The sequence below is a fragment of the Sphingomonas sp. 10B4 genome (assembly GCF_035019905.1).
Classification (GTDB): domain Bacteria; phylum Pseudomonadota; class Alphaproteobacteria; order Sphingomonadales; family Sphingomonadaceae; genus Sphingomonas; species Sphingomonas glacialis.
Window position 1 is genome coordinate 1 of sequence record NZ_JASJVC010000080.1, and the last position, 15,286, is coordinate 15,286.

Sequence of the window (15,286 nt, forward strand, 5' to 3'; positions counted from 1 at the left end):
GGGTGGTGCGGGTCTATCCGCGGGCGTTCTCGGCGGGGCTGACGCGGGGGGTCGGGCGCGGGGTCGGCTGAGCCCGCGCCGTCGTGCTGCGTCAGACCAGGCGCAGCACGACCTTGCCGCGCGGATGCGCGTCCTGGGCAAAGGCGTGCGCCGCGCGCACGTCCTCGAGCGGAAAGGTCTTCGCCACCGTCACCTCGAGCGCGCCCGACGCGAGCAAGTCGGCGACCTGGCCGAGCGTGGCGGCATCCGGCTCGGCATGCCAGCGCGGCATGATGCGCACCTTGTGCTCGGCCGCCTTGGCCGTGTCGGGATCGAGCGTCGAGACGAGGATGCCGCCTTCGCGGATGACGCCGAACGAACGCGCCTGCGTCTCGCCGCCTTGCGTATCGAACACCATGTCGAGATCGGTCGCGATATCCTCGAACCGCGCGTTCTTGTAATCGATCACCGTATCGGCGCCGAGGCTGCGGACGAAATCGAGGTCGTGCTCGGATGCGGTCGCGAACACCGTCGCGCCTTTCCAGCGCGCGAGCTGCACCGCCATGTGGCCGACCCCGCCTGCGCCGCCATGGATCAGCACGCGCTGCCCGGCGGTCAGCCCGCCATGATCGAACAGCCCCTGCCATGCGGTCATCACCGCAAGCGCCGATCCGGCGGCAGCGTCGAAGTCGATCGCGTCCGGCATCGCGACGAGCTCGCTCGTCTTGACGCAGACGAAGTCGCTCTGCGCACCGCGATCCTGCCCGATAAAGGCGAAGACGCGGTCGCCGACGCTCCAGTCCGAATCCGCGACTTGCGCGATCGTGCCCGCCAGATCGCGCCCGAGCACGATCGGCAGCGCATCCTCGCCGACCGGCGGATATTTACCCTCGGCGGTCTTCCAGTCGACCGGATTGACGCTCGCCGAATAAACGCGGACGAGCACTTCGTCGGCCGCCGGATAGGGCGTGTCGATCGCGCCGACCTCGATCACCTCGGGGCCGCCGAAATGGGTGATGCGCACCGCGCGGTTTGCGGTTGCGGGCGTCGTGCTATCGAGGTCGGGCATGCGGGAACTCCTTCGCGCCGACAAACGCGCCGCCGTCCAGTGCGATCCCCCACCCCGTCAGGCGCCTAGCGTTGCAGCGCCTCGATCGCGTCGCACAGGATCGAGATATGATCGTGCCAGGTCGGCGGATTCCAGCCGCGCATCCGCTCGCGCTGCGCATGATGCATCGGCCCGGCACGCGCATGATCGAGGATCGCCGCCTCCCAACCGAGCCCATCGAGCGGATCGAGGAAATCCGGCGCGGCGCCACCGGCCTCGTGGAGCGCGGGCAGATCGCTGCAGATCACCGGCGTGCCGACCGACAGCGCTTCGGCCACCGGCATGCCATAGCCTTCGGCGAACGACGGCAGCACAAGCGCGCGCGCACCACGCAGCAGCGCATGCATCCGCTCGTCCGAACAGCCGTTGAGCTCCTCGACATGGCCTTTGAGCCCGGGGCAGCGCTCGAGCATGTCGACGACTTGCTCATTCTCCCAGCCGCGACGCCCGACGATGATCAGCCGCGGGATCGCCGCCGGATCCATCTGCTGCGCCATCGCGCGCCACAGGTTGAGCAACAGCAAATGGTTCTTGCGCGGCTCGATCGTGCCGAGACACAGGAAATACGGCCGTTCCGCCGCCGCGCTCGGCAGCGGCGCGACGTGCGGGATCTCCTCGGTGCCGAGCAGCGCCACGCGCACGTCGACCGAGCGCCAAGCCGCCAAGAGGAACGGCTTGAGCGATTTGGCGGTCGATACCGAATTCACGATCACACTGTCGGCAAAGCGCGTGATCGTGTCGACGCGTTGCTGATGCAGCCGCGCCCCGTCGGGTCGGGCATATTCGGGATATTCGATCGGGATGAGATCATGCACGAAGCACAGGAAGCGCGCCTGTTCGTGCGCGAGGATCCGTTTCACCAGATCGGGCTTGGTCAGATGGTGCGGCGACGATTGGACGTAGACACTGTTTGGGCCGGGCCGCGGCCGCGTCGGCAGCAGGTTGAGCAGCGTCGGCATCACTTCGGCGATCGGCCGCGGCCCGCCCTTGCCGCGCGCGCTCGCCCAGCGCGCCTCGGTCGCGTCGAGAAACGCTAGCGTTCGCGCGCGCGAAAGACGGCCGTAATTGCCGAACGGATGCACCGCGGCAAAGCCCAAGCGCTCGCCGAGCCGCGCCTGCAACCCGCGCGCATACGCCATCTCGACGCGATCGACGCCCGACGGAGTCTGGTGCCGCGCGCGCGACAGCAAGCGCGAGACGTCGAGGATGACCTCGCCCGCGCTCATAGCCACCCCATCGTCAAACGTCCCTGCACTTGCTTCAACTTTGTTACCCAGGCCAATCTGTTCGTCGCATTGCCGCTCGCCATGCGCGCGATCAGCACCTCGGGCGGACAGGGCAATCCCGTAACCGGATCGAGATAGCGCGGGTAGACAATCAACACTGCGGCAACGAGTTCCGCCAGCCCCAATCGCCGCCCCCGGCGATCGGGGATCGGCGCGAGATCGCGCGTCAGGCCCCAGCCGGCGTAGAACGGCACGCCGTGGCAGGTGACCGCCCGCCCGCGCAGCAGCGCTTCGAACCCAGTGAGCGAGGTCAGCACATGGACGGCATCGACCAGATCGAGCAGCCGCGCCATCGTCCCGCCGCGCACGATGCGGTCGGCGTGCGCCAGGGCGTCGTCATCGCGCACCGCGCCCTTGCGATGCCCGGCATCGACATCGGGGTGCGTACGGAACCAGATCTCGGCATCGGGCTCGAGCACGCGCGCACGGCGCAGCACCTCGAGATTGCTCGTCAGCCCCGCCCCGCCGAGCAGCACCGACTGGTCGTCCTCGACTTGCCCCGCGACGAGCACCAGCCGCTTGCCGGCGACGCGTTCGGGAAAGCTGTGCGCTGCATCGCCGCCATATTTGCTGATCCCGGCGGCCAGGATCGTCGCGCTCAACCGCTGCGCGCGCTCGAGCAAGGCGGGCGGGAATTCTCCCTCGGCCAGCAGCACCTCGAGATCGCTCGCGCGCGTCGGGTCGTAATGGATGCCGCGCCGGTCGATCGAGATCGACGACGGGGGCACGAGATTGCTGCCGAGCCCGACCGAACGCACGAAGCCATCCTCGACACGGACCAGCGCGACGCCCCGCGCCGCAGCGGCCGCCGCCAACCCGGCCGAAACGCGCGACGGCCACACCGCAATCGCGCCGCCCATCCGCGCGGCATGCGCGATCGCGCGCTGCTCCGACCAGAAGAAGCGCAACGGGTGCGCGGGCGTCCACAGGAAGCGCGCGATCTCGTGCCGCTTCCACCAGCTGAAGCCGCACGCCGCGACGAGCCCGTGATTTGCCGCAAAACTCTGCCGCAGGTCGCCGAGCCACGCGATCATTGCGCCGCTGTCGGCGGTCTGGCCGGTGAACGGGTCGAGACAGGCGGTCTGCGCGAGGTCGCTCGCGATGCGCGCTTCGAGCGTGGCGGCATCGTCGCCGGGCTCGCCGAACCGACCGGCCGAGAGCAAATGTACCACGCAACCAGCTATCGTCGCGAGCGCGACCCATTCGTCGTCACCGTGTGCGACAAGCGTTGTGGCCCTCTCGAGTACCGACCACGGGTCGATTTCAGCCGCGACGATCCGCGCGGCTTCGATGCGAACCTGCACAGTTGCGTCGCGCGCCAATGGCGCGGGCATCGACCATAAAGCCGCTTGCGCGAGCGCCGCAGGTACGCTGTCGATATCTTCGCGCGTCCGCAGACGCACGATAGTCGGCGCGCCCTGTACCGCGCTCGCCGGCGCCCAAAACGCTCCGCCGACGCGCGCCGCACGGATCGCAGCGAACAGCGATACGATCGTTTCGGGCGCGAGCACGCGCTCGCTGAGCGTGCTCGTCGTGTCGATGACGGCAGCAGCAGCGCCCGGAAATGCCGGAAAACGAAGCAAGGGAAGGCGCATCGCGTGGCTCTCCAGCAATCCCCCTGGCGATGCAAGGGCTTGTGCGACCGGGCGAAAGCTTACGGCCGACGGTTCCAATCGCCCAATCGCAGCCCGCCCGCGTCGCGAACGATCGTACCGAAGGCGCCCGTCCGCAGCTTGAGCGTCGGCAACGAAGCCGCCTGTTCGTGCAGTCCTGCGTCCGAGAGCAAGGCGAACCGCGCGGCGCCGTTGCTCGTGACGAGGAGGATGTTGCCCGATCCCGCCGCCCAGAGCGCCTTCCACCCGGCGACGCGCTGCGCAGGGTCGACGGTCCAGCCATCGGGGGCGCGCGCGGCATGATCCCACGCCTCGATCGCCGCCGCGCCGATCCGCGCGAGCACGGCGCTTTCGGGCACGTCCTCATCGGGCCCATGGTCGATTTCGGTGAGCCAGTCGGCGGTCTCGACCGGCGGCGCGGCGGCTTGCGCGGCGAGGATCAGCGCGAGCGTCTCGCGACTGCGCGCAAGCGGCGCGGTGAGCGCGCGATCGAAGCGCTGCCCGCCAGCCGCAAAGGCGGCGCCCAACGCCTGCGCTTGCGCCCGCCCGCTCGCGACCAGCGGCAAGTCGGTCCGCGCGCCGATCCGCCGCGGCGCGACGCCCGGCTCGAACGTGTCGCCGTGGCGGACGATCGTGACCCTCAGCGCCATGCGTGCTCGGGCTCGCCGAACTGCGCGATCAGCCGCTCGGCCAGCGCGACGTCTGCCGGGGTGTCGATCCCCGACATGGCATGGCGCGGCGGCGCGACCGTGACGGTCCGGATCTCGACCCCCGATTCGAGGAAGCGCAATTGCTCGAGCCCCTCGAGCTGCTCGTACGGCGTCGGCGGGGTTTCCTCGAATTCGCGCAACGCCGCGAAGCGATAGGCGTACAGGCCGATATGGCGAAACAATGGCGACAGCGCGCTCGCTTCGCGCAGCTGCGCCTCGTTGCGCATCGCCGGAAGGATGGTCTTGGAAAACCACAATGCGCGGCCCTCGCTATCGCGCACGCATGTCGTACCGCTGAACGGCGATGTCTGCTTGTGTGCGCGCATCGCATCGAGCGCATCCCAGTCGAGCTGCACCACCGGCGTCGCGACCGCGCTGCTCGAGTCGCGCAAGGCACCGATCAGCGCGGCGATCATCGCCGGATCGACGAACGGCGCATCGCCCTGCAAATTGACGACGATCTCGGGCGCGCGATCGTGCGCCGCCGCCCAGGCCCGCCCCGACCCCGACGTGATCGCACTTTGGGTCAGCACCGCGTCGCAGCCGAGCGCGTGCGCGTGATCGAGGATACGGGCATCGTCGGTCGCCACGACGATCTCGGCGTTGCCCGCCCGCCGCGCGCCCTCGCGAGCGACGGCGACGACGCGCGACAACAGCGTTTTCCCGGCGATCTCGACCAGCGGCTTGCCCGGCAACCGCGTCGAGCCATAGCGCGCTGGAATTACGATCAGGTCGGGCATTGCAGCGTTAGGCAACGCCCGCGCGCAGAATGTCGTGCAAGTGGATCAGCCCGACGAGCTTTTCGCCACTGACGACGAACAACACCGACACCGCCTTTTCATTGAGGATCCGCAGCGCGTCCGAGGCAAGGATCTCAGGTCCGACGGTAATCGGCTTGAGCGTCATATGGTCGCGAATATCGGCATGCATGTGATCGCCGCTGACCGCGCGGCGCAAATCGCCATCGGTGAAGACGCCGAGCAGTCGCCCACCCTCGTCGACCACCGCGGTGCAGCCGCAGCGCTTGCGGCTCATCTCGATCGTCGCCTCGATCAAGCTCGCGCCGACCTTGACCACGGGGATGTCGTCACCCTTTGCCATCAACTGCGCCGCGGTCGCGAGACGCGCGCCAAGACGGCCGCCCGGGTGGAAAGCGAGGAAGTCCGAGCGCGTGAAGCCGCGCCGCTCGATCAACGCGACCGCCAATGCGTCACCGAGCACGACTTGCACCGTGGTCGACGACGTCGGCGCGAGTTCGTTGGGGCACGCCTCGCGCACTTGCGGCAAGGTGAGGCAGAGATCGGCAGCGCGTCCGGCGGTGCTCTCGGCAAACGCGGTCGCGACGATCAGGCGGATGCCGAATCGGCGGCAATAGGCGATGATATCGCCAAGCTCGGTGGTCTCGCCCGACCAGCTGAGCGCGAACACGATGTCCTCACGCCCGATCATGCCGAGATCGCCATGGCTCGCTTCGCTGGGATGGAGGAACAGCGAGGGCGTCCCGGTCGACCGCATCGTCGCGGCGATCTTGCGCGCGACGATCCCGCTCTTTCCCATGCCGGTTACGACGAGTCGCCCCGTATTTGCGGCGATCGTATCGACCGCCTCGAGGAATCGGTCGCGCAACGGGAATTCGTTGAGCGCGAGCGACAGCGCCTGAAGCGCCGCCATCTGGATTCGCGTAGTGCGCAGTGCCGAGAGCAAACCAGGATGTTGCGAGCTGCTAGGCGCGATCGCTTTCATAAAATCCCCTTCTGCCATGCCTTTACGGCCGGCATGGATGCCATGGCCCGGTATCCAATTGACTTCCACCGCTGCTCGAGCGCAGGTCGCTATATACGCGCTCCCTTACGCAAAAAGCCATAGGGGCAAAACCATCAGAGAAAGCGTGACCATGCAGCTGTGCGGACAAGCGGTCGGCCCGGACCACCAGATTTTCTTCATCGCAGGGCCGTGCGTCATCGAAAGCGAGGCCCAGTCGCTGGCGATCGCGACCCAGCTTCGCGCGATCGCCGACCGGCTCGGCGTGCTGCTGATCTACAAGAGCTCGTTCGACAAGGCGAACCGCAGCTCGGGCACGTCGTTCCGCGGCCCGGGGATCGAAGAAGGCTTGCGCATCCTCGAGAAAGTGCGCGCCGAAACCGGGCTTCCGGTGCTGACCGACGTCCATACCGAGGACCAGGTGAAGATGGTGGCCGAGGTCGTCGACGTCCTCCAGACGCCCGCCTTCCTCGCGCGGCAAACCGATTTCATCTCGGCGGTTGCCGCTTGCGGTAAGCCGGTCAACATCAAGAAGGCGCAGTTCATGGCGCCAGGCGACATGACGCACGTCGTCGCCAAGGCGCGGGCCGCCGCGACGAGCGCCGGCGTTTCGGACGGCAACATCATGGTGTGCGAGCGCGGCGCGAGCTTTGGCTACAACAACCTCGTCTCGGACATGCGCAGCCTGGCGATCATGCAGGGTACCGGCTGCCCGGTGGTGTTCGACGCGACGCACTCGGTCCAGCTGCCGGGCGGGCAAGGCGACCGCTCGGGTGGTCAGCGCGAGTTCGTTCCCGTCCTCGCGCGCGCGGCCGTCGCGGCGGGGGTGGCGGGGCTGTTCCTCGAGACGCATCCGGATCCCGAGAACGCGCTGTCCGACGGGCCCAACAGCTGGCCGCTCGACCAGCTCGAGCCGCTGCTGGAGCGGCTGATGGCGATTGATGCGGTGGTGAAGGGGTAGGGCAAAGCGTTGCGCGGGCAGGAAAGACGCGCGCTGTCGTCTCCAGCGTGGATCGCCTCCTATCCCGCAACGACCAAGTACGGCGACCATCGCTCCGACTTCCGAAGCGAAAATAAGCGTCAGCGTCTTCCAAATATGGAAAGACCTTACGAGATCCAGGCTTTGGGACGCACAGGTTCGGACCTCTGACATTGCAGACCGAACCGCTTGGCGCTAGTTGAGATATGGCAACCCGCTGATCCGGGAGTTCTATGGTGGAGAACGCCGCAGCGCGGCAGTAAAGGCAAGCCCGAGCGCAAGTCCAAAGACGCTGAACCTGATTAGGAAGTCCCCATTCCGATTTTTCCCGCCAGTCCCAGCTCGTGCACCAAATCCACATTGGTTAGCATGCGCGACGTTGTGTACCCGCTCGTCGGATTCTATTTACGATTTTAACTACAGGCGGTTTTGAAAAAGTTTGGAAATTTTGCCTATCTTTTTCTTATTGTGTCACGATGATGTCTTGGATTTTTTATGAAAAATGAACCAATCATACCAGAGGATGGGTTAGTTTCCACCAGCCATTCTACGGACGCTGCAACTATAAACTGGTTCCATTCTTTTCAGCTCCCAGATGGTCGGTCCATCGAGGGCGTTAAATCGCTCGATATTTTACTCTCCGAGGCCGACATTTTTTTTGGCGATGATCTATGCGGCAAAACGGTGCTGGATGTTGGAGCATGGGACGGCTTTTTCTCGTTCGAGGCAGAGCGCCGTGGTGCAGCAAGAGTGCTTGCTACCGACCATTTTTGTTGGTCAGGCAGCGGCTGGGGAACCCGCCAAGGCTTCGACTTCATCCATCACAACCTAAACTCGGGCGTGGAGAGCCTAGATGTCGATGTCTTGGCGCTCGATCCACAGGTTCTCGGACAGTTCGACTTGGTGCTTTTGCTCGGTGTCCTCTACCACGTCAAAGATCCTTACGGATGCCTTGAGGCGGCCGCCCGGATGTGCGCGGATCACCTAGTTATCGAGACGGTGACGGCGCTTGCGTCGGAAACATTGCCGGCAATGCGTCTCTACAAGCCGGGAGAACTTGGTGGCGATCCAACCAACTTCTGGGCGCCCAATGTTCCGGCGCTCGAACTCATGTTGAGCAATTTCGGCTTCACGCGGATCGAAGTTAGCCCGTCGCCGGTCAGCCGATCTCATCCTTTGAATCAGGGCGCCGGGGGATTCTTGCGCCCCAAGGTCAAGAAGGACGCGTCTCACCGGACAATCATCCACGCTTGGCGTTAGCGCATCTTCGCCATAACGATACGCCGGTCAAAGCCCTGAACCTACCTGAAACCGAATCGCGGAGACGGCTTGCGCAGCGCAACAAGGTGCCGATCTCAAGCTGCGCGCCGTTGATCCGTTGTGATCGCAGTACGGGGCTAGCCGATATGCTAATGGAAGTACGATGCATGGCTCAACGGCTCATATCGACCAGATCGAGCACGACGTCCGGCGTATCAGTCGCAACTGGCAACGACTCCGCGTTTTGCGCGACGATAATGTAGCCGGTGATTGATTTAGGAGATCCCCGAGGACGAATCGCTCGCGGAGATGCGGAACGGAACTTGAGCCTCAGGCGCGCGCCACATAGCTCGACAGACAAAAGGAGCCGAGAATGAAATGGTGTCGCTTATCAACCTTAGTTGCCGTCGTTTTCGGGTCGCCGACGATTGCTGCTTCGCGCGATTTTCGGCAGATCACCCAGCCAGCATCCTCCGCAAATGACACCTGTCCCGCAGATCAATCCCCCGGCACATCCTGCCCGGCAGACGGCGCTACCGCCGCAGATAGATTTTCCTATAACGATGGCGCTCGGGGGGCGCGGGTACGGTCCGTTATCGCCAAGCTGGCGGACACGACCGACGTACAGGATTTCGCCGGCTGCGACGCCACCGGGGTCGTCGATAGTACACAATGCTTTCAGAATGCGCTCAGCAAATTCTCTGGCGGTGGTGGCACGCTGCGATTTAAGGGCGCCTATCGCATCGCATCGAGCATAACGATCCCGGCCGGCGTATCTTTAAAGGGGGCGTGCGATACGCCCGGGACGCTGGGGAACAATTCAAGCCCTTCTTACGACCTCTATCGATGTGGGGTATTACGCCTCGCGAACACCGCAACGATCGCCCTTTCGAGCGGGGCGAGCATATCGAGTACGATCATCTACCGTTCTGGGATGCCTTTCCCATCGACTGACAGCAGTGCCTATGCAGGCACCGCCGTCACAACGGCTAGCGACGATACCAGTTTGTCGCACATCATGATCATCGGCTTCAAAAAAGGTTTTGTCTGCGCCTCATGCCAGCGCCCGCGGATCGAATATATGTATGCCGACAACATCAACAATATCGACATTAGTAACTCGAAGGACATTCCCTGGATCAGTCACCTTCATGCATGGCCGTTTGGTACAATTGGCAGTCGCGGCGGAACAAGCATGAACAACGGCCGAATGGGGGACTGCATCTATCTACATGATACAGTAGATTGGGCCCACATAAGCGACAGCTTTTGCTATGGATATTTGCGCGGCATACATTTGAATAACGTAAATTCCACGAGCATAATTGGCTTCGGCGTCGACAACCTTTTCGACACCAAGCCCATCATGCGCGGGTCCGTCGGACTCTATATCGAAGGAAACGCAGCGGATACGCGAGTATATGGTTTGCAGGCCGCGGCCCAAGGAAGAGCAGGTGTCGAAGTGGATGCTTCAGCCGGCGTTACATTGCTTGACAGTACGACGATATGGGGCGGCACGGATTACGGCATCCTCATATCCAACGGTGACACGGTGGTAAGAGGCGGCCTGATCGGAACGACGTCCCCGATCCGAAATGGCGTATTTGTAGCATCGCCCAGCGCCCGGGTCACGGTTAGCGGCGTTCGTTTCGGTGATCTCCCTGGCGCGGCGGTTGATACGAATTCTGCGAATTCGACGATATTTCTCAGCGACAACGACTTCGGCCGATCAGGTCGTGCCGTCGGCACTTCGCACATGACGGTTCAGTCGATCTCCGCCTCACCGGCACTGGCGCTACCGACCACGGGAAACGTTTTCACCGTCACCGGAGAAACGCCGATCTCGTCGATCCGCAATGGCTGGGCCGGACGCTGTGTATCCCTTATCTTCACCGGCCCCCTTACGCTTACCAATCATACTGCCAATGGGCCGGATTCGCTCCACCTAGCCGGCAATCGCGATATGCGGACGGCGGCAAACGATACGCTCACCGCCTGCCACAATGGCGCACAATGGTTTGAGACGGCACGGGCCCATTGAGTTCGTGCTACGCCGGGGCCGCGTCCCAAGCCAACCCAAACGAGCGACGGTGCGGCCCGCAATATTGCCGCCCGCACGATCCGCATGGCTCTGCAGCGGAGGCTCGAAAGGGACAGCCACCCCACCGGAGCGGCGGGTGCTACTAGAATTCCCGCGCCCTCTATGGGATGAGGGTGACATCACTAACCCGTAACGTGGCTCGCGCGAGCGGCGAATGCGAAATTTTTGGCGGGGCGGGAAACCCTACGAGCGTCGGCGCATCGCGCACGGTTGATCGTTTGCACCTCCAACCCTTCCAAAAGCGTGTAACCGGAGGAACGACGTGCCCCCTGCAGCCCCGCATACGATAGCTTTCGACCGTCAGTTGGCCACGGGCACAGCGGTTTTGACAGTCGTTTCGAACAACTATCTGCACTTCGCCCGCACGATGCTCAAGAGCGTCCGGCGCGTCCATCCCGACGCCAACCTCTTCTGTGTCATTGTCGACACCGATCTCGATCACGCGGACGCCTTGTCGGAAGAGTTCGAGGTTATCCGGCTTCAGGATTTGGGGCTGCCGCTGGGAGACAGCTTCTTCTTTCAGTACAATGTCCTGGAACTCAATACCGCCGTGAAGCCTTGGGCGCTCGCGTATCTCCTGAACCGGCGCTACGCCAACGTGATCTACATCGATCCCGACATTCGGCTCTACCGCGGGATGAACGAAGTCATCGAGGGCTTGAGCACCGGCGCCGACATTATCGTGACGCCACATCTGCTTGCTCGAATCACCGATCAAAATCGCCCGAGCGAGCTCGATATTCGTCGAGCCGGAACTTATAACTTCGGATTTTGTGCAATCCGCAACAGCGATAATACCGCGAATTTCATCGACTGGTGGCAGAGCAAACTGACGCATGACTGCGTGGTCGCGCTCGAGGATGGTATCTTCGTCGACCAGAGCTGGATCGATCTTGTGCCAGGCCTGTTCGACAACGTTCAAGTACTTCGGCATCCTGGCTACAACGTCGCATATTGGAACATCGCACAACGCGAGGTCCGAGGCGATCGCAATTCCTGGACCGTGAACGGAGCGCCGCTCGTCTTCTTCCATTATAGCGGCCTAGACCCGCTGAACCCGGCGCCGTTCTCCAAGCATCAGGATCGTTTCACGCTCGAGACGCTCGGGCCGGCCAAGCAGTTGGTCAAGGCCTATGCTCAGGAACTGGTGGATAATGGGGTCAGACGCTACGGTACGATTCCCTACGGCTTCGATCTGTTCGACGATGGCACCCGCCTCCCACCCTTCTTCCACAAACTGTATCGAGAAAACGAGACGCTTCGCGAGGCGTTAGGCGACGCGCCCTACGCCAACCCTTCGATCCTCTTGGAAACGGCTCGAACGGTCGAGGGTGAGGAGATCACCTGGGCCATGCTGGCCTTATGGTCCGCCAACACCGATGTCCAAACCGCGTTTCCAATCGATACGGGAGAGGGCGTACGCGCTTGGCGTGCTTGGTTCGCGCATGACGGCGCAAAGCATTTCTCCGAGACGGTGATGCGATACCACCGCGAGTTGATCTCGAACCCAAATATGGCGTCAGCGGCTGGGTCGACAGCAGCCATTACGCGCGCAACCGCATCGCCATCTTCGCATCACAGCGACGACGTAGATCGCATTCGCGCGGTATTCTACGTGATATTGGGACGCTTTCCCGATCCCGGGGCGGTCACCACCTATTCCCGCATTCTGCGCAAGCCAAACGGACGCTTCCGGATGTGGAAGGCCGTCGCCATGTCTCGAGAAAATCGGAGCAAGCTCGGCTGGCGATCGCGTGCATGGGCCGGCCTCCGCATCGCATTGGCAGACAATCTCGCAAACCGTCACGACTGGCCTTCAGGGCGCTCCAGAGGCCCAGCCATGGCTGCGCCCAAATCGCCTGCGCGAAGCGCAAGCGCACCCGGCCAAGCCGCGACGCGAGACTTGCCGGAAGTGGCAAACTTGGCGGAGAAACACTGGTACGATCATCGTATCGACCACTTGCGCAACAAGCTCCCGCCCTATTGGCTCCATGAAGCCGAGCAAGACTCGCACGAGACAGGGTATTGGACGACGGCCAACATTCGGCTCCCGCTTCCTGAGACGCTCGCAGGTCGGACCGTACGAATCGAAGGCAGCTACGACGGTGAGCTGGTGGCACGCCAAACGGGAAAGACGGAAGGCGCGTTCGCGATTTTCCTGCGCGATCGACTGCTCTATCTCGGAAAGTCTGTCGGCATCACCGATTTCACGTTCGCCTTCGCGCTTCCGGAGGCGCTGGGATCGCGCCCCCATCTCACCATCCTTTCTGAGGGGCATTTCATTCCATCCGAGATTGGTCTCTCGGCGGACGATCGCGAACTGGCGCTCAAACTCAAAAAAGTAAGCATCGATCACACAGATATTTTCGACTGTGCGAGGGAAAACCCCGTTCTCATGCTGGGCAAAGACACCGGCACGGTACCGGGCATAAATCTGATCGGCTATATCAAGGCCGAGCTAGGGATAGGCGAGGCGGCCCGATCGCTTGGCGCTGCTGCAAGAAGCGCAGAGATTCCATATTCGGTCATCGACATGGGCTTTCAAACCGCAAGCCGACAGACCGACGGAACCGCGCTGGCGTCGGCTGTCGCCGCAAAGCAGCCGATCGACATTCTCTATGTCAACGCCGACCAGACGCCTTCGACGTTAAACCATTTGCGCAGGATCGACCATGATGCGGCGTTGCGGATTGGCGCCTGGCATTGGGAGCAACCCCTCTTGCCCGAACGATATCTTGGGTCATTCGCCGGACTGAACGAAGTCTGGGTCCCAACGTCGTTCGTTCAGGAGGCGGTCGCCTCGATCGCGCCGATACCCGTCGTGAAGATTCCGAACGCGGTTGAGTTCGAAATCCCTAATAATCCCCGCAGGGCGCGATTCGGCCTCCCGTCGCGCGCGTTTCTCGTTCTCATGATGTACGATTTCCACTCGTATCAATATCGGAAGAACCCCGATGCCGCGATTGCAGCCTTCCGGCTCGCAGCCAAGGGTCACAACGATGCCGTCCTGGTGATCAAGACGCTCAACGCCTCGATTCACCAACAGGAGTACGATGCGTTGAAGCTGTCGATCGCCGATCTCGGCAATGTCGTCTACATCGATCAACCCTTGGCAAGGGCCGAGGTTTACGAACTTCAGGCCTGTTGCGACGCGCTGCTGTCGCTTCATCGCGCCGAAGGGTTTGGCCTCGCGCCGGCCGAACTGATGTTCCTAGGAAAGCCCGTCATTGCAACGGGCTGGTCGGGGAACATGGATTTCATGACACCGATGAATAGCTATCCCGTCAATTATACGCTTGAGCCGCTGACGCGCGCCCACGGTCCGTATCAAGTTGGCCAATTGTGGGCGGAAGCCGATATCGATCATGCGAGCTGGTGTCTCAAACAGGCGATGGAGGGTGGCGAAGCCGTGGCGCGGAAGCGTCAGCTTGCAGCGGCCGATATCCGGGCAAACCATTCGTTCAACGCCGTCGGACAACAAATCCGGGCTCGGCTGAGCTTACTTGCCGATCAACACGACATAGACTGACGGGTGCGCGGAGGCAGTCGCTTCATGGCGGACCGGCAGGGACCGGTTTGCCGCTCAGTCAACCCGGAGGAGGACCGGAGCTGACGTGCCTGACGTGACCCCCGTTTTTTCCTCCAGTTGGAGCTAGAGTTCGATCCAGAAGAAGGGACGGACAGATGAAGCGGAAGCAGTTTTCGGAAGAGCAGATCATCGGCATCCTGAAGAAAGCCGAGGCTGGAGCGGTGGCGACGGATCTGTGCCGACGGCACGGCATGTCGAGCGCGACCTATTACGCGTGGAAGGCCAAGTTTGACGGCCTGGAGGTGTCCGATGCGAAGCGGCTGCGGTCGCTCGAGGAGGAGAACGCGCGGCTCAAGCGGCTGCTGGCGGATACGATGCTGGACAACGCAGGTCTGAAGGACCTGCTGTCAAAAAATGGTGACGCCTGCCGCAAAGCGGGAAGCGGTCGCGCATCTCCAGACGGCGCTGGGGATGAGCGAGCGGCGGGCGTGTGCTGTCGTCGGGGCGGATCGCACGAGCATGCGGTATCGCTCGTGCCGAGGGGATGATGGCGACCTGCGGTCGCGTTTGCGCGAGCTGGCGCAGCAGCGTCGGCGGTTCGGCTATCGGCGGCTACATATCCTGCTGCGCCGGGGTGGCATCACGATCAACCGCAAGAAGACCCAGCGGCTCTAGCGCGAGGAAGGTCTGACGGTGCGTCGCCCGAAGGGACGAAAGCGCGCCGTCGGCGCACGAGCGCCGGTCCCGGTGCTGGCGCTGTCCAACCAGCGCTGGAGCCTGGACTTCGTGCACGATCAAATGGCCACGGGGCGCCGGTTCCGCATCCTCAACATCGGCGACGACGTGACGCGCGAGTGCCTGCGGGCGGTGCTCGACACGCCGTTAGCCCGGATTATTCATGAGTCTTCGTACCAGGGCTTTGCCGACCCGGCTTTGCGGTTTGACGACCGCGGCGGGCGG

Annotated in this window: 10 protein-coding genes and 1 pseudogene; 5 read left to right on the forward strand and 6 right to left on the reverse strand. The window is 63.2% G+C overall.

From position 1 onward, the window contains the following. Positions 1-91: 91 nt before the first annotated feature. From QN347_RS16570 to QN347_RS16595, 6 genes are all read right to left on the reverse strand, one after another. The gene (locus QN347_RS16570) at positions 92-1,048 is read right to left on the reverse strand and encodes an NADP-dependent oxidoreductase (RefSeq protein ID WP_322161315.1); all 957 of its coding nucleotides are present in this window, start codon (positions 1,046-1,048) and stop codon (positions 92-94) included. A 65-nt stretch (positions 1,049-1,113) separates the two neighbouring features. Further along, positions 1,114-2,313 carry a glycosyltransferase family 1 protein gene (locus QN347_RS16575; RefSeq protein WP_322161317.1) on the reverse strand — a complete coding sequence of 400 codons (1,200 nt, stop codon included), beginning with the start codon at positions 2,311-2,313 and terminating at the stop codon, positions 1,114-1,116. Beyond that, positions 2,310-3,968, reverse strand: a complete 1,659-nt coding sequence (locus tag QN347_RS16580; RefSeq protein WP_322161319.1) for a beta-3-deoxy-D-manno-oct-2-ulosonic acid transferase — start codon at positions 3,966-3,968, stop codon at positions 2,310-2,312. The genes QN347_RS16575 and QN347_RS16580 overlap by 4 nt, the downstream gene beginning before the upstream one ends. 59 nt (positions 3,969-4,027) lie before the next feature. Beyond that, positions 4,028-4,636 carry a phosphoglycerate mutase family protein gene (locus QN347_RS16585; protein WP_322161320.1) on the reverse strand — a complete coding sequence of 203 codons (609 nt, stop codon included), beginning with the start codon at positions 4,634-4,636 and terminating at the stop codon, positions 4,028-4,030. Continuing rightward, positions 4,627-5,436 (reverse strand): manno-octulosonate cytidylyltransferase, encoded by an 810-nt coding sequence (locus QN347_RS16590; protein WP_322161322.1) that lies wholly within the window; start codon positions 5,434-5,436, stop codon positions 4,627-4,629. Before QN347_RS16590 ends, QN347_RS16585 begins: the two co-directional genes overlap by 10 nt. Before the next feature lie 7 nt (positions 5,437-5,443). Continuing rightward, on the reverse strand, positions 5,444-6,439 hold the full coding sequence (locus tag QN347_RS16595; protein ID WP_322161324.1) for a KpsF/GutQ family sugar-phosphate isomerase: 996 nt from the start codon (positions 6,437-6,439) through the stop codon (positions 5,444-5,446). Positions 6,440-6,590: 151 nt separating this feature from the next. On the opposite strand from QN347_RS16595, the gene kdsA reads away from it, so the two are divergent. The 5 genes and pseudogenes from kdsA to QN347_RS16620 all read left to right on the forward strand — a co-directional run. Continuing rightward, on the forward strand, positions 6,591-7,418 hold the full coding sequence (kdsA, locus tag QN347_RS16600) for a 3-deoxy-8-phosphooctulonate synthase (protein WP_322164143.1): 828 nt from the start codon (positions 6,591-6,593) through the stop codon (positions 7,416-7,418). 513 nt (positions 7,419-7,931) lie between these two features. Next, positions 7,932-8,696, forward strand: a complete 765-nt coding sequence (locus tag QN347_RS16605; protein WP_322161326.1) for a class I SAM-dependent methyltransferase — start codon at positions 7,932-7,934, stop codon at positions 8,694-8,696. Between the two features lie 373 nt (positions 8,697-9,069). Then, positions 9,070-10,737: a hypothetical protein gene (locus QN347_RS16610; protein WP_322161328.1), complete on the forward strand. Its 1,668-nt coding sequence runs from the start codon at positions 9,070-9,072 to the stop codon at positions 10,735-10,737. Positions 10,738-11,101: 364 nt separating this feature from the next. Continuing rightward, positions 11,102-14,326: a glycosyltransferase gene (locus QN347_RS16615; RefSeq protein ID WP_322161330.1), complete on the forward strand. Its 3,225-nt coding sequence runs from the start codon at positions 11,102-11,104 to the stop codon at positions 14,324-14,326. Between the two features lie 155 nt (positions 14,327-14,481). Beyond that, positions 14,482-15,286: pseudogene (locus QN347_RS16620) on the forward strand (transposase); the annotation flags it as partial.